This window comes from Streptomyces sp. NPDC019937 (assembly GCF_040631655.1).
Lineage (GTDB): Bacteria > Actinomycetota > Actinomycetes > Streptomycetales > Streptomycetaceae > Streptomyces.
In genome coordinates this window covers 74,758-92,985 of record NZ_JBEYAL010000028.1, presented here as the reverse complement: position 1 = coordinate 92,985, position 18,228 = coordinate 74,758, and the positions used below count along the sequence as shown (strand labels likewise).

The 18,228-nt window shown below is 72.6% G+C and carries 18 protein-coding genes; 8 read left to right on the top strand and 10 right to left on the bottom strand.

Annotated elements, in window-relative coordinates:
• The first annotated feature begins 9 nt into the window (after positions 1–9).
• Complete coding sequence (locus tag ABZ562_RS26665) at positions 10–771, top strand: dienelactone hydrolase family protein (RefSeq protein WP_361484294.1); 762 nt, start codon at positions 10–12, stop codon at positions 769–771.
• Between the two features lie 78 nt (positions 772–849).
• Positions 850–1,653: a lytic polysaccharide monooxygenase gene (locus ABZ562_RS26660; protein ID WP_361484292.1), complete on the top strand. Its 804-nt coding sequence runs from the start codon at positions 850–852 to the stop codon at positions 1,651–1,653.
• A 63-nt stretch (positions 1,654–1,716) separates the two neighbouring features.
• On the opposite strand, the gene ABZ562_RS26655 is transcribed toward ABZ562_RS26660, so the two are convergent.
• Both ABZ562_RS26655 and ABZ562_RS26650 read right to left on the bottom strand, forming a co-directional pair.
• Positions 1,717–2,163 (bottom strand): hypothetical protein, encoded by a 447-nt coding sequence (locus tag ABZ562_RS26655; protein ID WP_055552212.1) that lies wholly within the window; start codon positions 2,161–2,163, stop codon positions 1,717–1,719.
• 112 nt (positions 2,164–2,275) lie between these two features.
• Positions 2,276–3,466 (bottom strand): LacI family DNA-binding transcriptional regulator, encoded by a 1,191-nt coding sequence (locus ABZ562_RS26650; RefSeq protein WP_361484290.1) that lies wholly within the window; start codon positions 3,464–3,466, stop codon positions 2,276–2,278.
• Between the two features lie 114 nt (positions 3,467–3,580).
• Between ABZ562_RS26650 and ABZ562_RS26645 the strand changes: the two genes are divergently transcribed.
• Positions 3,581–3,742 (top strand): hypothetical protein, encoded by a 162-nt coding sequence (locus tag ABZ562_RS26645; protein ID WP_361484288.1) that lies wholly within the window; start codon positions 3,581–3,583, stop codon positions 3,740–3,742.
• Positions 3,743–3,908: 166 nt separating this feature from the next.
• A complete protein-coding gene (locus tag ABZ562_RS26640; protein ID WP_361484286.1) occupies positions 3,909–5,645 on the top strand; it encodes a glycoside hydrolase family 13 protein in 1,737 nt (578 codons plus the stop codon).
• A 93-nt stretch (positions 5,646–5,738) separates the two neighbouring features.
• Here ABZ562_RS26640 and ABZ562_RS26635 read toward each other — a convergent pair whose 3' ends face one another.
• Positions 5,739–6,920, bottom strand: a complete 1,182-nt coding sequence (locus ABZ562_RS26635; protein ID WP_361484365.1) for an aminotransferase class I/II-fold pyridoxal phosphate-dependent enzyme — start codon at positions 6,918–6,920, stop codon at positions 5,739–5,741.
• 275 nt (positions 6,921–7,195) lie between these two features.
• On the opposite strand from ABZ562_RS26635, the gene ABZ562_RS26630 reads away from it, so the two are divergent.
• Positions 7,196–8,311 (top strand): mechanosensitive ion channel family protein, encoded by a 1,116-nt coding sequence (locus ABZ562_RS26630; protein ID WP_361484284.1) that lies wholly within the window; start codon positions 7,196–7,198, stop codon positions 8,309–8,311.
• A gap of 7 nt (positions 8,312–8,318) precedes the next feature.
• Here the strand turns inward: ABZ562_RS26630 and ABZ562_RS26625 are convergent, their stop codons facing one another.
• Complete coding sequence (locus tag ABZ562_RS26625; protein WP_361484282.1) at positions 8,319–8,942, bottom strand: hypothetical protein; 624 nt, start codon at positions 8,940–8,942, stop codon at positions 8,319–8,321.
• 62 nt (positions 8,943–9,004) lie between these two features.
• Entirely contained in the window at positions 9,005–9,589 is a 585-nt protein-coding gene (locus tag ABZ562_RS26620; protein ID WP_361484280.1) for a hypothetical protein, read from the bottom strand.
• Positions 9,590–9,726: 137 nt separating this feature from the next.
• On the opposite strand from ABZ562_RS26620, the gene ABZ562_RS26615 reads away from it, so the two are divergent.
• A complete protein-coding gene (locus ABZ562_RS26615) occupies positions 9,727–10,488 on the top strand; it encodes a DUF2071 domain-containing protein (protein ID WP_361484278.1) in 762 nt (253 codons plus the stop codon).
• On the opposite strand, the gene ABZ562_RS26610 is transcribed toward ABZ562_RS26615, so the two are convergent.
• Positions 10,485–11,495: a LacI family DNA-binding transcriptional regulator gene (locus tag ABZ562_RS26610; RefSeq protein WP_361484276.1), complete on the bottom strand. Its 1,011-nt coding sequence runs from the start codon at positions 11,493–11,495 to the stop codon at positions 10,485–10,487. The genes ABZ562_RS26615 and ABZ562_RS26610 overlap by 4 nt on opposite strands.
• 153 nt (positions 11,496–11,648) lie before the next feature.
• Here ABZ562_RS26610 and ABZ562_RS26605 point away from each other — a divergent pair, with 153 nt between their 5' ends.
• Together ABZ562_RS26605 and ABZ562_RS26600 are read left to right on the top strand one after the other, a co-directional pair.
• Positions 11,649–13,295 (top strand): fucose isomerase, encoded by a 1,647-nt coding sequence (locus tag ABZ562_RS26605; RefSeq protein WP_361484274.1) that lies wholly within the window; start codon positions 11,649–11,651, stop codon positions 13,293–13,295.
• On the top strand, positions 13,292–14,779 hold the full coding sequence (locus tag ABZ562_RS26600) for an FGGY-family carbohydrate kinase (protein ID WP_361484272.1): 1,488 nt from the start codon (positions 13,292–13,294) through the stop codon (positions 14,777–14,779). The genes ABZ562_RS26605 and ABZ562_RS26600 overlap by 4 nt, the downstream gene beginning before the upstream one ends.
• 1 nt (position 14,780) lies before the next feature.
• Here the strand turns inward: ABZ562_RS26600 and ABZ562_RS26595 are convergent, their stop codons facing one another.
• Genes ABZ562_RS26595 through ABZ562_RS26580 form a run of 4 tightly spaced genes read right to left on the bottom strand, consistent with a single transcriptional unit; the run spans position 14,781 to position 18,226 of the window.
• Positions 14,781–15,512: an oxygenase MpaB family protein gene (locus ABZ562_RS26595; protein WP_361484270.1), complete on the bottom strand. Its 732-nt coding sequence runs from the start codon at positions 15,510–15,512 to the stop codon at positions 14,781–14,783.
• Entirely contained in the window at positions 15,509–16,261 is a 753-nt protein-coding gene (locus tag ABZ562_RS26590) for a GntR family transcriptional regulator (RefSeq protein WP_361484363.1), read from the bottom strand. The genes ABZ562_RS26595 and ABZ562_RS26590 overlap by 4 nt, the downstream gene beginning before the upstream one ends.
• A gap of 14 nt (positions 16,262–16,275) precedes the next feature.
• Entirely contained in the window at positions 16,276–17,214 is a 939-nt protein-coding gene (locus tag ABZ562_RS26585) for an ornithine cyclodeaminase family protein (protein WP_361484268.1), read from the bottom strand.
• A 10-nt stretch (positions 17,215–17,224) separates the two neighbouring features.
• Positions 17,225–18,226 (bottom strand): proline racemase family protein, encoded by a 1,002-nt coding sequence (locus ABZ562_RS26580; protein ID WP_361484266.1) that lies wholly within the window; start codon positions 18,224–18,226, stop codon positions 17,225–17,227.
• Positions 18,227–18,228: the final 2 nt, after the last annotated feature.

Here is an 18,228-nt window from a genome sequence, read left to right as displayed (position 1 = left end):
GTTGCGGCAATGGTTTCCGCGCACGGCGCCTCCCTTGACATCCCCACCCCCGACGGGATTGCCGACGCCTACCTGGCCCATCCCGACGACGGGAACCCGCATCCCGGCGTCCTGCTGTACCCGGACGCGTTCGGTCCGCGCGCCTCGGTCGAGGAGGCGGCGAAGCGCCTCGCCGGCCACGGCTACACCGTGCTGGTGCCCAACGTCCTCTACCGCGCGGGGCGGGCGCCCGTGGTGGAGCTGCCGGAGTTCATCGACCCCTCGAACCGGTCGGACCTCTTCGACCGGCTCGGCCCGCTGATGAGGGCGCACACGCCCGAACTGGCGGTGCGGGACGCCGGTGCGTACCTCGACTGGCTGGCCGCCTCTCCCCAGGTCGCGGACGGGCCCGTGGGCAGCGTCGGCTACTGCATGGGCGGCGTGCTTGCGGTGCGCACCGCGGCGGCCCACCCCGAGCGGGTCGCGGCTGCGGCCAGCTTCCACGGCGGTCATCTGGTCACGGACGCCCCGGACAGCCCGCACCGGCTCGTCGACCGGATCTCGGCGGAGCTGTACTTCGGCCACGCCGACCAGGACCCGTCGATCCCGGCGGACCAGATCGCCGTGCTGGAGCAGGCCATGGACGCGGCCGGGGTGCGCTACCGCAGCGAGGTGTACGAGGGCGCCCACCATGGGTTCACGCAGGTCGACACCGCCATGTACGACGCCGCCGCGGAGGACCGGCACTGGCGGGAGCTGCTGGCGCTCTTCGAGCGCGCGCTGGGCGAGTAGCCGAGCGCCCGTTGGGGCGAGTAGCACCCCATCGGCGGCCCGTTGAACACACCGCCCCTCCCTCTCGTACTCCCCGGCATGACCGCGCATCGCCTCGCCGCCCCGGCCGCCGTCGCCGGAACCGCCTCGCTGCTGCTCACCGTGGTGGGCGCCGGGCCCGCCCTGGCCCACGGGGCGCCGGTGGCCCCGGTCAGCCGGACGGTGGCCTGCTCGCCGGAGGGCGGGCGGGAGGCGCGGTCGGCGGCCTGCACGGCGGCGAAGGCGGCCGGGGGCGCGGCGTTCGGCGAGTGGGACAATCTGCGCGTCGCCGGGGTGAACGGCAAGGACCGGCAGCGGATCCCGGACGGCAAGCTGTGCAGCGCGGGCCTCGACGGATACCGGGGGCTGGACCTGCCGCGCGCGGACTGGCCCTCGACGCGGCTCGCCCCCGGGGCCGCCCTCACGCTCGACTACAGCTCCACGATTCCGCACACCGGCGCCTTCGAGCTGTATCTCACCAAGCGGGGCTACGATCCGACGCGGCCGCTGAAGTGGTCCGACCTCGACGCCAAGCCGTTCGCGAAAGTGAAGGACCCGGAGCTGACCGACGGGGCCTATCACCTCAAGGCGAAGCTGCCGTCGGACCGCCGTGGCCGTCAGGTCCTGTACACGATCTGGCGCAACTCCAGTACGGCGGACACGTATTACTCCTGCTCGGACGTCGTGCTCTCCGCCGGGGCGAGGAACGGCGGCGCGCTGGTGCCCGCCGAGGGCACCGCCGAGCGCGCCGATGACGGCGACAGCGGCGGCGGCAGCACCGCGATGCCGCTGGTGGCGGGCGGCTCGGCCGCCGCCGTACTGGCGGCCGCCGGGGTGTTCGTGACACGGCGTCGCCGCCGCTGAGTGGCAGCGGCGGCGACCCGTGGGGTGGTGCGTCAGGTGGTGCGGTGTGCGGGGCCGCGCGGATTACCAGCCCTTGGTCACCCGGTGCGCGGTGAGGGATCCGCAGTTCGATCCGTAGGTGTAGGTCGCCTGGTTGTCGATGCCCCCGGCCCAGTCGATGCACTTCCCGCGCCCGGTGTCGTAGATCGGACCGGCGTAGGACTTGTACAGGCCGCTGTCCTGCTGCGGCTCGTCCGAGCCGTTGACGTAGAGGTAGGCGAACATGTTCTTCGCCGCCCCCGCCGAGTTCCGGACGGTGACGACACAGTTCTTGCCCTTGGCGGAGTTGTAGGTCAGGAAGACGGTGCCCTGGGAGCCGACCGGCGCCGAGTTCACCACCTTGTACCCGCTGCCGCAGGCCCCGTTGTACGCGGCCTTGGCCGCCGCCGAGGCGGACGGGGCCAGGACCACGCTGCCCGCGACGGCCGAAGCCAGGACCGCGGTCGCGGCAACATAGCGTGAAATCTTCACATTTCCCCCTTGTGACCCTAGGACGCTTTTTGCGTCGTCTAGGTGACATGTGGGTGCCCAGGATGGTTGTACGGGAATCCGCCGGGACCGACCCGAACGACAGTGCCCGGGATCAGGCCGGTGTGCTGGCGCGGATGACGAGACGGGTGGGGAGTTCCGGCGGCGCCGCAGCGGCCGCGGCCGCGGGCGGGACGGCGGAAGCCCCGTGGCCGGAGCGGGGGTCGGGGCGGTGCTCGCCGAAGTGGTCGGTGTGATCGAGGAGCAGCCGGGCCGCCGACTCGCCCTTCTCCACGGTGGGCTGATGGACCGTGGTGAGCGGCACGGCGGCGGTGGCGGCCGCGGGAATGTCGTCGTAGCCGATGACGGCCAGGTCGCCCGGCACGGCGAGGCCGTGCTCCCGGACGGCCGCGCACGCGCCGAGCGCGAGGGTGTCGGAGACGGCGAGCAGCGCGGTGGGGCGCGGGCCCGGCGCGGTGAGCAGGGTGTGGACGGCCGTGCGGATCGCCGCGATGTCGTTCCTGCCGCATTCGATGACGGTGAGGTCCGCGAACGGCAGCCCCGCCTCGGCCCACGCGTCGCGGTAACCCAGCAGCCGGCGGCGCAGGATGGCGCTGGTGGTGGCGAGCGCCTCGGGCCAGGTGGCCGGGCCGAGCCGCGGCTGCACGGCGAGCCTGTCGACCAGGATCACGGCCCGCCGGTGGCCGAGGCCGACCAGATGGCGGGCGGCGCGCCGGGCGCCGCCGAAGTCGTCGACGGTGACGAATCCCGCCCAGGCACCTCCGAAGCGGTCCCGTCCGGTGTCATGGCCGGGCGAGTCCACGGCCAGCACCGGCAGTTCGCGCTTGACCAGGATGTCGAGACCGGGATGGTCCTCCTCCACGCTGTACAGGAGCGCGGCGTCGATCACCGCCTTCTCCAGCGCCGCGAGCGGCGCGTCGGCCACCTGCTGGACGGGGGCCGCGGCGTGCCGGGCGAGCGGCCCCACGGCGGGCGGCAGGGCCAGCAGGGTCATGGTGGTGCGGCGGCGCTGGAACTCACGGGCCACGCCCTCCAGGAAGGCGGTGGCGGCCGGATCGGCGAACGCCGTCTCCAGCGGGAGGGGCAGCACCACCCCGACGGTGCCGGTGCGTCCGCGCCGGAGCGACGCGGCGGCCGGGTCGGGGCCCGCGTAACCGACCTCCTCGGCGGCCTGGAGCACGCGTTCGCGCATGGTGGCGGAGAAGCGGCCGGTGTCGTTGAGGACGTTGGAGACGCTCATCACCGAGACCCCCGCCGTGCGGGCCACATCCTTCAGCGTCGCCATCCGCTCTCCCGGTTTGCTCCGGCTTCTCGTGATCGCTTGCCGCTCACCCCCATCCTATGACACTGTGCTTTATCGATACATCAACGGTGATGTGCCGCACGAGAGGGCCTGTCCGTGAGCAGTCAGAGGCACCACATGCTCGCCGGGGTACCGTACGCCGCCCCCGCCCCGGCCGCCGACGCGCCGCGTCCGGCCGCGCCCCTGAGCCGCAAGGCCCTCAACCGCCGGACCCCCGGCCGCCCGGCCGCTCACCACAAGGCCCCGCGCGGCATCTGAGACCCGGCCCGGGGCGTGACGAGCGCCGCCCGCACCGCACCTGACCGGCCATCGCGCCGATCCGCGACAACCTGCCACATGGCGCCGGACCGCCCCTGCCCCGCCGACTCCCCACGTCGGCGATCGCACCAGCAAGAGCCAGCACAACCAGTAATGGGATGGACGCATGACAGCCCCGGATGAGCGCCGGACGACCTCGATACCGGCGAGTGACGAGGCATCGGGCCTCGCCACGGCCACCACGGCGCCCCGCCCCTCCACGCATCGCACGGAGGGCTCGCCGCACGCCTGGTGGCGCGACGCGGTGATCTACCAGATCTACCTCCGCAGCTTCCTCGACAGCACCGGGGACGGCATCGGCGACCTCGCCGGGGCCCGGCTGGGGCTGCCGTACCTCAAGAAGCTGGGGGTGGACGGGATCTGGCTCAGCCCGTTCTACCCGTCGCCGCAGCACGACCACGGGTACGACGTCGCCGACTACCTCGACGTCGACCCGATCTTCGGCGACCTGGAGGAGTTCGACCGGCTGGTGCACGACGCCCACCGGCTCGGGCTGAAGGTCCTCATGGACATCGTCCCCAACCACTGCTCCAGCGAACACGCCTGGTTCAAGGCCGCCCTGGCCGAGGGGCCCGGCGGACCGGCCCGGGCGCGCTTCCACTTCGCCGACGGCCGCGGCGCGGACGGCGAACTGCCGCCCAACAACTGGCACGCCATGTTCGGCGGCCCCGCCTGGAGCCGGGTCACCGAACCCGACGGCACCCCCGGCCAGTGGTACCTCCACCTCTTCACCCCCGAACAGCCCGACCTCAACTGGCGCGAGCCGTCGGTCGGCGAGCACTTCCACGAGGTGCTGCGGTTCTGGCTGGACCGGGGTGTCGACGGGTTCCGTATCGATGTGGCCGCGGGCCTGTTCAAACACCCCGACCTGCCCGACTCCGACGACCCCACCATCGACGAACGCACCCGCGACTCCGTCAACCCCCTCGCCTGGAACCAGCCGGAGATCCACGAGGAGTGGCGCCGCTGGCGCGCGATCTGCGACGAGTACGCGGCCCGCGACGGGAACGACCGGCTCCTGGTCGGCGAGGTCTCCGTGCCGACGCCGCTGGAGCAGGCCAAGTACGTGCGTTCCGACGAGCTCCACCAGGCCTTCTTCTTCCACCTGCTCACCGCGCCCTGGAACCCGGACGTCTTCCGCAAGGTGATCAGCGAGGCGATGCGGGACATCGCCGACACCGGCTCCACCGTCACCTGGGTCCTCAACAACCACGACCAGGTCCGCACCGTCACCCGGTACGCGGGCGAACCGGCGACCGGCGAGGTGGCGTGCCTCGGCCCGGCCCGGGCCCGCGCCGCCGCCCTGCTGATGCTGGCCCTGCCCGGCGCCGCGTACGTCTACCAGGGCGAGGAGCTGGGCCTGCCCGAGGTGGTCGACCTGCCGGACGAGGTGCTGACCGACCCCATCTTCCACCGCACCGGCAGCCGCCAGCACATCCGCGACGGCTGCCGGGTGCCGCTGCCGTGGTCGGGGCTCGCCTCGCCGTTCGGCTTCACCACCGGCGAGGCGGTGGCCCAGCCGTGGCTGCCGCAGCCCGAGTGGTTCGCCGAACACGCCACCGACCGGGCCCTGGCCGACACCGACTCGTTCTGGCACCTGTACCGCGAGGGGCTGTATCTGCGGCGCAGCCTTCCGCAGATGGGCGAGGGGCCGCTGGTGTGGATGGAGTCGCCGCCCGAGGTCCTGGCGTTCATCCGCGGCGACGGGCTGGTGTGCGCGATCAACTTCAGCGACCACCCGGTCCCGGCTCCGGTCACCGGCGCGCCGATTCTGGCCAGCACCTCCTGCCCGCCCGGGACGCTGCCGGGCAGCGCCGCGGCCTGGTGGATCACCGATATGTGACCGGCTGACGCCGATGGGCCCCCGGACCGGCCGTACAGCGCGTCGTGCTGACGGCCGGTCCGGGCGGCCTCAGGACTCGGATGAAGGCGGGGCTCAGTCGAGGGCGGCGGCCATCCGCCGTACCGCCTCGGCGAGCAACTCCGGCGAGGTGGCCAGGTTGAGCCGGACATGGCCCGCCCCGCCCGTACCGAACGGCAGCCCTGAGTTGAGGGCCACCCTGCCGCGGTCGAGGAAGACGGCGGCGGGGTCGTCCCCCAGGCCCAGGGCGCGGCAGTCGAGCCAGGCGAGGAAGGTCGCCGGGCCCGGCCGGTAGCGGACCCCGGGCAGGTTACGGGCCAGCAGAGCGGTGAGCAGCGCGCGGTTGTCGTCGAGCCCGCCCAGCAGGGCGTCCAGCCAGTCCCCGCCCTCGCGCAGCGCGGCGGTGTGGGCGATGACGCCGATGTGGCTGGGGCCGTGGCCGACCTCTTCGGGGAGGCGCGCCAGGTCCTCGGCGGCGGCGGGCCCGGCGATGGCCAGCGCGGCCTTGAGCCCGGCGAGGTTCCACCCCTTGGATGCCGACATCAGCGACAGCCCGCTCTCCGCGCCGGGCACACTCAGATACGGCGTGAAGGTGGTCCCCGGGGCGACCAGGGGAGCATGGATCTCGTCGGCCACGACCCGTACGCCATGGCGGCCGGCGAGCGCGGCGACGGCGGCCAGCTCCTCGGCGGTGTGCACGGTTCCGGTCGGATTGTGCGGGCTGCACAGCAGATAGGCGGCCCGCCGGCCGCCCGCGACGGCCCGCCGGAAGGCGTCCTCCAGCGCGGCGAGGTCGAGCCGCAGGTCCGCGCCCAGCGGCGCCTCCACGACCCGGCGGTCCATGTGCTCCACGAACGGGTAGAAGGGCGGATAGACCGGGCAGTTGACCACCACCGCGTCCCCCGGGCCGCTGACCAGCTTGAGGGCCTCGACGACGCCCAGCATCACATCGGGCACGATCGCCGTGCGCTCCACGGCGAGCCCGTCCCAGCCCCAGCGCTCCCGGGCGAAGCCCGCCAGCGCCTCGGCGTACTCCGTACCGGCCGGATAGCCGGTGTCGCCGAGGGTCATCGCGTCGGTGACCGCCCGCACCACCGGCTCGGCGAGCGGGACGTCCATCTCGGCCACCCACAGCGGCAGCACGTCGTCCGGGTAGGTGCGCCACTTCATACTGGTCCGGCGGCGCAGTCGGTCGAGGGAGAGCCGGTTCAGCGGGTTGGGGTCGTCCTCGGCCGGCCGGCGCGGAATGAGATCCATGTCATCCATATCTTCCATGCTGCCCATGTTGTCCCTGTGCCCCATGCTGTGACGATGGGCCAATTCCGTCATGACGGTCATGGCCGGGCGGTCATCGGGAGGTTGACGGGATACGGCAAGATGGCAGGTCGCGTCGAGGCCGTGTGTACGTGCCGCGACGGAATCGGCACATCCTCCGCACGAACAGGTGACCAGGTGAGCAGCAGACAGAACTCCGGGCCGGTGACGACACGGTCCGCCGCTCCGAGGACGGCGGCCACATCGGGAGGTGGGCGGTGAACCGGGCACTCACGCTGCATGACGTCATCGTGGTCGGCGCCGCGCTGATAGCCGCCGCCGGGGCCGGAGTGCTGCTGCGGATGGGGCTGCGCTGGCTGGGCGAGCGAGCCCGCAGGACGCGGTGGAGCGGGGACGACATCATCGTCGACACCCTGCGCACCCTGGCCCCTTGGGCGTCCATGGCGGTCGGCGTGTCGTCGGCCGCCGCGGCGCTGCCGTTGACCCGTACGCTCGGTCACACCGTCAACCAGGTGGTGATCGCGGCGCTGATCCTGGCCACCACGGTCACGGCGGCGCGGGTCGTCGCCGGTCTGGTGCAGACGCTGGCGCTGTCCCGGTCCGGGGTCGCGGGCACGGCCACCATCTTCGTCAACATCACCCGTATCGCGGTGCTGATGATGGGCGTGCTGATCCTGCTGCAGACGCTGGGCATCTCGATCGCGCCGCTGCTCACCGCGCTGGGCGTGGGCGGTCTGGCGGTCGCGCTGGCCCTGCAGGACACCCTGGCCAACCTGTTCGCGGGCGTGCACATCCTGGCGTCCAAGACGGTGCAGCCCGGTCACTACATCCGGCTCAGCAGCGGGGAGGAGGGGTACGTCGTGGACATCAACTGGCGTAACACCACGATCCGTCAGCTCTCCGACAACCTCGTCATCATCCCCAACGCCAAGCTGGCGGGCACGATCACCACCAACTACCACCAGCCGGGGCAGGAGATGTCGGTGATGGTGCAGGTGCGGGTCGCCTACCGGAGTGATCTCGAGCATGTCGAGCGGGTGACGGCCGAGGTGGGTGCGAAGGTGATGGCCGATGTTTCCGGCGGCGTGGTCGATTTCGAGCCGAGTATCCGCTTTCACACGTTCGGCGAGTCCGGCATCGATTTCTCGGTCTTCCTGGGGGCGCTGGAGTTCAGCGACCAGTACCTGATCAAGCACGAGTTCATGAAGCGACTGCACCGGCGCTACCAGGCCGAGGGCATCGAGATCCCGCTGCCGATGCGTACGGTCGTCCTCCACCAGCCGGGCCAGGTGCCGCTGCCCGCCCAGCGCACCGGCGAGCCGGACCTGACCCCGGGCCCGGGGGCCGTCACGGGCCCGGGGAGCACCGCCTAGGGCGCGCCTAGCCGCAGTGTTCGGCCTTCTCCTGGTCGGTCATGGGGCGGGTGTGCTGGGTCTTGGTGCTGGGCGCGTCCGGTTTGGGGCCGGTCGCGTCGAACGGCACGTACCAGATGTAGTGGCCGTAGAACTTGTCCTCGAAGTGCAGTTCGTAGGTTCCTGACACGCGCTGCGTCCGGGGCGCCCGGGTCACCCAGCCGACCTCACCGGGGCGGACGTCCACATTGGTGGTGTCGGTCTCGGTGTGCGAGCTCTCCCAGGTGTGTCCGTACGACGTCTCGACGCTCACCTTGAAGACCTCCGAGAAGCCGTACTCGGCGCTGAGCGAGACCCCGAGGCTGTTGGTCTCCCCGGTCGTGTCGGCCCAGGCGATGCTGGAGCGCTGGAGGTCCTGGGTGCAGTTGTACGCGCTGTCGCCCACCTGGTGCGACTGGCCCACGGCGTCCGTGGGCGCGCCGTCGGGGTGGAAGACGCAGGAGTCGGTGCCGTTGCCGCACTTGTCGAGCAGTTCGCGGTTGGTGGGGGCCTCCTCGGCCTGTGCGGGGGCGGCGAGCGCCATGCCGCCCATGGTGGCCATCGCCGCCAGCACGAGGCTGATACGGGTCCGGGAGGTGCGGATTCGGCTCACTGTTGGGTGCTCTCTGTGGGGGGATTTCGGCGGTCCGCTGCGGGACCGCGGCGGATGAGGGATCAGCTGAAGCCGATCGACTGGGCACGGTCGTTCATCATCTGGCCGATGTCGGCGGTGTTCTCGTCGAACGGTCCGTCGCGGTCGCCGCCGAGGTTCGGCTCCGGGTAGAGCCAGATCGCGCAGTCGCCCCAGGGCTGCACGGAGGAGACGCGGTTCTTCCAGTCGTCGTCGAGGTCGTACTGCCAGTTGACCCAGCCGTCCTTCTCGCACAGCCCGGGTCCGCTGATGGTGAGCGAGGCGCCGGTGAAGTCCTTGTCGTCGAAGAACGTCCCCTGGATGACGTCACCCCGCGCTCCGACGTCGGCCTGCGCCGCCTCCGCCCGGAAGGACTTCGCCGCGGCGGCGGCCCCCGGGGTGGTGGGCGCGTCGGCGATCCGGCCGCCGGTCGCCCTCTCGACCGCCTCGGTGAACGTGCCGAAGCAGCTCTGCTGCCCGGAGCGCGCGTCGACCACGCAGTGGCGCGCGGCGGCCGACGGCTCGGGGGCGGCGGCCGAAGCGGACGGCGCCCAGGGGGCGCAGACGAGTCCGGTGGCCACGGCGGCGGTGGCGCCGGCGAATCGGCGGGGTGTGGTCCGTAAGGGCATGACGGACACCTCCTTGGTGTGGTGGGCCCGATACGGCCCGTGTTGGGGCAGCGCCTGCTCGTTTTGGTCCGGACCAAAACTGGCGGAACCACTAGTTCCGGCCTGAGGGGTGCGCCGGGGCATGCCATGCCGGCGCCGTGCCGTACCCCGTCGCGACGCCCGAGCCCGTCACCCCCGACGCCCCCGCGGGCATACGGAAACCCTGCTCACCCAGGGGTGGCTCGATCGCCTTCCTCCACTGGGCCATGGACCCGTCCGAGGTGGCGGGGCTGCTGCCGGCCGGGACGATGCCGGACACGCTCGACGGGGTCACCTATGTCGGTCTGGTGGCGTTCCGGATGCATCGGGTCGGCTGGCTGCGGCTGCCCGGGGTCCCGTATCTCGGGACGTTCCCGGAGACCAACGTGCGGCTGTACACGGTGGACGCGCACGGGCGGCGCGGGGTGGCGTTCCGCTCGCTGGACGCCTCCGGGCTGGTACCGGTGGTCATGGGGCGGGCGGCCTTCCGGCTGCCCTACGTGTGGTCGAAGATGGCCGTCCGCGCCGAGGGCGGCACCCTCACCTACACCAGCTCACGGCGGTGGCCGGGGCCGCGCGGCGCGCGCTGCCGGATCACCCTGCGGCCCGGGGAACGCGTCGGGGAGCCGACCGGTCTCGAGCACTTCCTGACCGCCCGGTGGGGCATGCACAACGCCTTCTCCGGCGGGGTGGCGTACCTGCCGAACCATCACCCCCGGCGGCCGCTCCACCGGGCGCGGCTGGTCTCCTGCGAGGAGGACCTCATCGCCGCGGCCGGACTGCCCGCCCCGGCCGGGGACCCGGTCAGCGTGCTGTACTCACCGGGCGTTCCGGTCCGGCTCGGCCGCCCGGCCCGCCCGGCCGGGATCTCCACGCCCTAAGCGGCGCCTTGTGGCCGCAGCGAGCTGGCGCGCACGATGAGGGTGGGCGAGAGCGTGATGCGGCGCGGGCGCCGTTCCGCGGGGGCGTGAAGGGCCTCCAGCAGCAGCCGCGCCGAGCGCTCCCCCAGCGGACGGGCGGGCTGGGCGACCACCGAGATGGGCGGCGTCATGTACGGCGCCCAGGGGGCGTCGTCGAAGGAGACGAAGCCGACGTCGGAGCCGACGCGCAGGCCCCGTTCGGCGAGCGCGGCCAGCGTGCCGAGCGCCATCGGGGCGTTGGCGACGAAGAACGCGTCGGGCGGATCGGCCCGGTCCAGCAGCTCCCGGGCGGCGAGCATCGCACCGTCCTGCCGGAAGTCGGCGTGCGCGACGATCTCCGGCATGCCGTGGTGCTCCCGGAGGGCGGCGTGGTAGCCGCGCAGCCGGGCCCGGGCGGTGTCGGCGGACGCCGGGCCGGTGACACAGGCCGGGCGCGACCAGCCCTGCTCGATGAGATGGCTGGTGGCGGCCCGTGCGCCCGCGAAGGAGCGCACGACGATGGCGTCGGTCTTCTCGCGCAGCGGGCGGTCGATCACCACGACCGGGATACGGCTCTGGCGCAGCCGTGAGATGTCGGTGTCCCGGCCCTGCGGGGACAGCACGACCCCGGCCACCCGGGCCTGCTCGGCCACGGCGAGGTGGCGGCGCTCCTTCTCGGGGTCCTCGTCGGTGTTGCAGAGCAGGACCGTATAGCCCTCCGCCTCGGCGGCGTCGGTGACGCCGCGCGCGACGGCGGTGAAGAACGGGTTGCCGATGTCGGGGATGAGCAGCGCGATGACCTTGGTGGTGCGGGTGCGCAGGCTCCGGGCGATCCCGTTCGGCCGGTATCCGACCGCGTCGGCGGCCCGCATCACCCGCTCGACGATCTCCGGCGCGATGGACGGATTGCCGTTGAGGGCCCGGGACACGGAGGCCGGTGAGACCCCCGCCGCCTCGGCAACGGTTTTGATCGTCGGTGTTGGTGTCACCTCACCCACGGTAGCCACCCGGCGCGGCGGCATCACCACCGGAGCCGGTCGGCCGCCCCGGCCCTTGCTCGAGAAATCGATTTCTGAGAGCCTGCGGGCACCCGCGGCGGCCGTCGCGGGTGCCCATCGAAAACGCAGGGAATGGGTGGCGCCATGCCGTACACCGTGCCGGTCCGTACGCCGAGGCCGACCGTGGAGCCCGCCACGGTCTGGCTGGTGGCCAGCGGCGATCTGCGCCCCTCCGCCAATGCCGCGGGGTGGCCGGTCCAGGAGGCGATGGAAGCCGCGCTGGGCGACGCCTTCGGGAAGCTGGGCTGGACGGTGCGCCGGGCGCATGAGGTGGATCCGGTCAAGGGCCATGGCTTCATCGACAGCCAGCGCATGGGGCTGACCGTCTTCCGCTCGATCCCCTCCGACGCGCCCCTGGTGGTCGCCGAGGCGGTGTGGCAGTACAGCCACCATGTGCTGGCCGGGCTGCGCACCCACCGCGGGCCCATCCTGACCGTGGCCAACTTCGACGGCACCTGGCCGGGCCTGGTGGGGCTGCTCGGGGTGAACGCGGGCCTGACCAAGATGGGCAAGGAGTACTCCACGCTGTGGAGCGTGGACTTCACCGACGACTGGTTCCTGGAGGGCCTGCGGAGCTGGGTGGACACCGGCACCGTTCCCCATGACGCCTCGCACGTACGGCCGTTGCCGCCTCTTGCGGCCACGCCCGAACGCGAGCTGGGGCACGCGGTCGCCGACCAGCTGATGGCGGACAAGGCCATCATCGGCGTCTTCGACGAGGGCTGCATGGGCATGTACAACGCCATCATCGACGACGAACTCCTCAACCCGCTCGGCATCTACAAGGAGCGCCTGTCCCAGAGCGCCCTGTACGCCGAGATGGCCACGGTGCCGGAGACGGAGACCACCGCGGTGCGCCAGTGGCTCACCGAACGCGGCATGCGCTTCGAGACCGGTACGGACGAGGCCACCGAACTGACCGACGAACAACTGCGCCAGCAGTTCGCGATGTACATCGCCGCGCTGCGGATCAGCGACGACTTCGGCCTCGACGCGGTCGGCATCCAGTACCAGCAGGGCTTGAAGGACCTGGTGGCCGCGTCCGACCTCGCCGAGGGGCTGCTGAACAACGCCGAGCGTCCCCCCGTGCGCAGCCGCGACGGCTCCCGGGTGCTGTGGGAGGACCGGCCCCTCCCCCACTTCAACGAGGTGGACGAGGGCGTGGCGGTGGACGCGCTGCTCAGCAACCGCCTCTGGACGGCGATGGGCCTGGACCCGGCCACCACCCTGCACGACGTCCGCTGGGGCGAGAGTTACGACGGCCGGTTCGTCTGGGTCTTCGAGATCTCCGGCTCCGTCCCGGCCTCCCACCTCGCCGGGGGCTACGCCGAGGCCGTGTCCCTGCGGCAGAACCCGGTGTACTTCCCGGCCGGTGGCGGCACCCTGTCCGGGGTGTCCCGGCCCGGAGAGATCGTCTGGTCCCGGCTGTACATCGCCGGCGGCGCGCTGCAGCTGGACCTCGGCCGCGGCCGGGCGGTGGAGCTGCCCGAGGAGGAGACGCGGCGGCGCCGTCAGGCCACCAACCCGGAGTGGCCGATCATGCACGCGGTCCTCGACGGGGTGAGCCGCGACCAGTTCATGGCCCGTCACAAGGCCAACCACATCCAGGTGGTGTACGCGCCCGACGCGGCCACCGCCGACCGCGCGCTGGCCGCCAAGGCGGCGGCCTTCGACCGGCTGGGCGTGGCCGTGCACCTGTGCGGCGACGTGCCGATCGAGGCCGCGCGATGACGTCGCCGAACGCGACGCGGCGCGCCGTGGTGGGCGTGGACATCGGGACCTCCGGCTCCAAGGGGGTGCTGGTGTCGCCCGACGGCACGGTCCTCGCCCGGTCCGTCGTGCGCCACTCCGTGGACCGGCCGCATCCGGGCTGGGTGGAGATGGACCCGGAGGTGTGGTGGCGGGAGTTCATCACCCTCGTCCGGGATCTGCTCGCCGAGTGCGCCGAGGTGACCGTGGAAGCGGTCGGTGTCAGCGGGATGGGGCCGTGTGTCGCCGTCACGGACGACTCCGGTGTGCCGCTGCGCCCGGCCCTGCTGTACGGCATCGACACCCGCGCCACCGAGCAGATCCGCGAGCTGGAGGACGAGCTGGGCCGCGAGGAGATCCTGCGCCGCTGCGGTTCGGTGCTCTCCACGCAGGCCGTCGGTCCCAAGCTCGCCTGGCTCGCGCGGCACGAGCCCGGCGTCTTCGCCCGCGCCCGGCGGCTGTTCATGCCCAGCTCCTGGCTGGTGCACCGGCTCACCGGGGAGTACGTACTGGACCACCACTCGGCCAGCCAGTGCACCCCGCTGTACGACACCGGCGCCCTCGACTGGTACCGCCCCTGGTCGGACGGGCTGGCCGGGCGCATCGAACTGCCCCGGCTCGCCTGGTCCGGGGACACCGCGGGCCGGGTGTCGCCGCGGGCGGCGGAGGCGACGGGCCTGGCGGCGGGCACCCCGGTGACGGTCGGCACCATCGACGCCTGGGCGGAGGCGGTCAGCGGCGACGCGCACAACGCCGGTGATCTGATGCTGATGTACGGCTCGACCATGTTCCTGATCAACACGGTGCGGGAGCGCGTCACCTTCCCCGCCCTGTGGGGCACCGTGGGGGCGCTCCCGGGCACCCGCAACCTGGCCGGCGGCATGGCCTCCTCGGGTGCCATCACCGACTGGCTGCGCTCGCTGTTCGGAGACCCCTCGATCCCCGAACTGCTGGCCGAGGCGGAGGCCTCGGGCCCCGGTGCGCGAGGGCTGCTGATGCTGCCGTACTTCGACGGGGAACGCACCCCCGTGGCCGACCCCGCGGCCCGCGGGGTTCTCGCGGGCCTCACCCTCGCGCACACCCGCGGCGACATCTACCGCGCCGCGCTGGAGGCCACCGGTTTCGGTGTCCGCCACAACGTGGAGGCGATCCGCGCCGCCGGTGGCCGCATCGACCGGGTGGTGGCCGTGGGCGGTGGCGCCCAGGGCCGTCTGTGGACGCAGATCGTCTCCGACATCACCGGGCTGACCCAGGACATCCCCACGCACACCATCGGCGCGAGCCTCGGCTCGGCGTTCCTCGCCGCGTCGGCCGTCGGAGACGCCGCCATCGCCCGCTGGAATCCCCCCGCCACCCGCTGCCACCCCGACCCGTCCACCACGGCACGCTACGACGAGCTGTACACCCGCTACCGCGAGCTGTACCCGGCGACCGCGGACATCGTCCACGGCCTGGCCACGGGCTGAGTCACCGAGCCTCCGGAGCCCGCGCCCGCCGCCCGCCCCACGCCCGCGCCCGCAGCGCGGCCCGGGTGGCGGCGCGGACCAGGGCCGGAGGCCGACGGGCGCCGAAGGCGTCCCGCGCCCGGTCGTCGAACAGGCTGTCAGCGGCCGCGCCCGCGAGCGGGCCGAGCACCCGGGGCACCCGGTCGGCCAGCATGCCGCGGGTGGCCCGCCACAACTCCCGGCCCTGCGGGGTGGCGGCGAAGTGCGCGCGCTCGTACGTCCTCATCCAGCTCTCGAACTCTTGCCAGGTGGCAGGCACTTCCGGTATGCCCATGCGGTCGGCGAGGCCGAGATAGAAGGTGTGCGAGGCGGTTCGCTCGGCGTCGGTGGGAGCGCGCCAGGCGTGGGCCGCGCACCAGCTCATCGGGGCGAGGTCGAAGCAGGCCAGGACATAGCGGAACGCGTCGTCACCGATGGCGTACGGGGCGTGCAAGCGTTCCAGAGCCGCGATGGTCTCGGCGCCCCGCTCGCTGTCCAGCCCGTACTCGAAGAGCCCGTACATCATCGCGCCGGTGGCCTTGGCGCGTACCCGGGTGTGCTGGGTCATGCGGCCCGTGGCGGCGAGCACCCGGGCGATCTCGGGGACCGCGAACGTACGGCAGAAGCCCAGGTTGAACCCCATCTTGAGGTCCCCGGCGAAGGTGTCGTACGCCATCCGCCGATAGGTCTCCTCCGCCTCGCGTAACGCGCTCACCGGGGCGGCTCCCCGGCCGGGCGGGGCGTGGGGCCCTCGGGGGCCGGGGCGGGGCCGGCGTCGGGGGCCGGGGGCTTCTCGGCCCAGATGCCGCGGACGTGGCCGAGGTGGCGGCGCATCAGGGCCTCGGCGCCTTCCGCGTCCCCCGCCTCGATGAGGTCGAGGAGTTCGGCGTGTTCGTGGGAGGAGTCGAACAGGGCGCTGCCTTCGGTCAGCGTGCGCAGTCCGTAGAGCCGGGAGCTGGTGCGCAGGGAGCGCACGGTCTCCACCAGCCTGCTGTTCCCGGCCTGTGCCAGCAGGGTGAGGTGGAATTCCATGTCGATGGTGACGTGGGCGATGAAGTCTCGGCGGTTGGCGGCGTCCTCGATGCCCGCCGCCAGCGGCCGCAGCCGCGCGATGACCTCGGGGGCGACGCCCGCCTCGGTGATCTGCCGGATCACCGGGATCTCGATGAGGGCGCGCAGCTGGGTGATGTCGTCCAGTTCGGCCCCCGAGAGGTGGGTGACCCGGAAGCCCTTGTTGCGGGCGATCTCGACCAGCCCCTCCTTGGTGAGGTCGAGCATGGCCTCGCGTACCGGTGTGGCGGACACCCCGAAGTGTTCGGCCAGGCTCGGGGCGGAGTACACGACGCCGGGCTTCAGTTCGCCGGAGATCACCGCGCCGCGGAGGGTTTCGGCGATCTCCTCGCGGAGGCTGCGGCGGCCGCGGAGCGAGGGCAGGCGGGTGGTGGCCCCGTCGTCCACGATCATGCGGTCGGTCTCCTTCATCTGTCGCTCTCGTCGGTCCGTATGGCGTCATACGCGGCACCGGCGATCACGAGATCTTCCCATGCCATTCCCACGCTCTTGAACAGCCGGGGGCGCCCCGGGGCCACTGCCGGGGCGGCACGTACCAGGTCGGCGAGGGGCAGCAGGTGGGCGGGGTCGAGCAGACCGCGGTCGATGACCTGGATGAGATCGCCCGCCTCCCGGGTGGCGGCGGCGCGGGACTCGACCACCACGGTGGCGTGGCGGACGGTGTGGTCGTCGACCTCCCTGGCGCCGGGTTCATGCGAGCCCACGGCCATCACGGTGGCGTGCGGGGGCAGCAGGGTCCCGTCGAACAGTGGGGTGCGGGCCGTGGTGCAGCAGGCGATCAGATCGGCGTCCGCGACCGCTTCCGGCTGCCCGGCCGTGAGGCCGATCCCGGTGGTGTCCGGGAAGCCGCCGGCCAGTCGGCGTGACCGCTCCGGGGTGCGGCCGACGACGGTGACCTGGGTGATCGGGCGGATCGCACGCAGCGCGGCCAGATGGCTGTGGGCCGCCGGGCCGCCGCCGAAGAGCACCAGCCGGGACGCGTCCGGCGGGGCGAGCAGGTCGGCGGCCGCGGCGGTACGGAGGTTGGTGAGCGCGACCCCGTCCAGCAGGGCGAGCGGGGTGAGGGTTTCGGCGTCCAGCAGCAGGTACCGCCCCTGGATGCGCGGCAGTCCGCGCGCCGGGTTGTCCGGTGCGACGGTGGCGATCTTGACGCCCGCGTAGCCGCGTCCCCGGGCGCCACGACCCTCGGCGGGCATCAGCAGCAGCTGGCCGTGGGCCACCGGCACCACGCCGCGGGGCGGGTCGGCCTCGGGGTCGAGCCCGTCCCGCAGCGCCTGCTGGAGGGCTCGTATCGCGGTGTGCGGGGGCAGGGCGGCGGCGATCGCGGCCGCGTCGATGGTCTTCATGGGCGGCTCTTCACAGCTCGAAGCCTTCGGGGAACGGGTCGTCGGGGTCGCGCAGATACTGGGCGGTGCCGGTGATCCAGGCGCGCCCGGTGACGGTGGGCACCACCGCGGGCCGTCCGCCGACCGTGGTCTCCTCGACCAGGCGGCCGGTGAAGTGGGTGCCGATAAACGACTCGTTGCGGAAATCGGTGTGCAGCGGCAGCAGCCCGCGGGTGTGCAGCTGGGCCATGCGGGCGCTGGTGCCGGTGCCGCAGGGCGAGCGGTCGAACATGCCCGGGTGGATGACCATGGCGTGCCGGGAGTGCCGGGCGGTCGATCCGGGGGCGGCCAGATACACGTGGTGGCAGCCGCTGATCTCGGGGTTGCCGGGGTGCACCGGGCGGGCCTGCTCGTTGATGGCGGCCATGAGGGTCAGCCCGGCCTCCAAGATGCGGTTCTTGTGGGCCCGGTCGAAGGGGATGCCGAGGTCGTCCAGGTCGACGATGCCGTAGAAGTTGCCGCCGAAGGCCATGTCGTAGCGGATGTCACCGTACGGCACGGTCGTCACGGTGCGGTCCAGGGCGAGGGTGAACGCGGGCACGTTGCGCAGCGTCACACCGCGCGCCGCGCCCCGCTCGACGGCCACGTCCACCACGACCAGCCCGGCGGGGGTGTCGAGACGGATGGTGGTGACGGGCTCCTCGACCGCCACCATGCCGGTTTCCACCAGGACGGTGACGACACCGATGGTGCCGTGTCCGCACATCGGCAGACAGCCGGAGGTCTCGATGAACAGCACCCCCCAGTCGGCGTCGGGACGGGTCGAGGGCTGGAGGATCGCCCCGCTCATCGCCGAATGGCCACGCGGCTCGTTCATGAGGAACCGGCGGATGTGGTCGAGGTGTTCGATGAAGTACCGGCGCCGGTCGAACATGGTGGCGCCGGGAATCACCCCGGCGCCACCGGTGATGACGCGGGTCGGCATCCCTTCGGTGTGCGAGTCGACGGCGTGGAAGACCCGGTCGCTGCGCATGA

Coding starts and splice junctions, on each gene's coding strand:
- ABZ562_RS26665 (WP_361484294.1), top strand. CDS start 10: ATGGTTTCCGCGCACGGCGCCTCCCTTGACATCCCCACCCCCGACGGG.
- ABZ562_RS26660 (WP_361484292.1), top strand. CDS start 850: ATGACCGCGCATCGCCTCGCCGCCCCGGCCGCCGTCGCCGGAACCGCC.
- ABZ562_RS26650 (WP_361484290.1), bottom strand. CDS start 3,466: ATGGCGACGCTGAAGGATGTGGCCCGCACGGCGGGGGTCTCGGTGATG.
- ABZ562_RS26640 (WP_361484286.1), top strand. CDS start 3,909: ATGACAGCCCCGGATGAGCGCCGGACGACCTCGATACCGGCGAGTGAC.
- ABZ562_RS26635 (WP_361484365.1), bottom strand. CDS start 6,920: ATGGATCTCATTCCGCGCCGGCCGGCCGAGGACGACCCCAACCCGCTG.
- ABZ562_RS26620 (WP_361484280.1), bottom strand. CDS start 9,589: ATGCCCTTACGGACCACACCCCGCCGATTCGCCGGCGCCACCGCCGCC.
- ABZ562_RS26605 (WP_361484274.1), top strand. CDS start 11,649: ATGCCGTACACCGTGCCGGTCCGTACGCCGAGGCCGACCGTGGAGCCC.
- ABZ562_RS26600 (WP_361484272.1), top strand. CDS start 13,292: ATGACGTCGCCGAACGCGACGCGGCGCGCCGTGGTGGGCGTGGACATC.
- ABZ562_RS26590 (WP_361484363.1), bottom strand. CDS start 16,261: ATGATCGTGGACGACGGGGCCACCACCCGCCTGCCCTCGCTCCGCGGC.
- ABZ562_RS26585 (WP_361484268.1), bottom strand. CDS start 17,214: ATGAAGACCATCGACGCGGCCGCGATCGCCGCCGCCCTGCCCCCGCAC.
- ABZ562_RS26580 (WP_361484266.1), bottom strand. CDS start 18,226: ATGCGCAGCGACCGGGTCTTCCACGCCGTCGACTCGCACACCGAAGGG.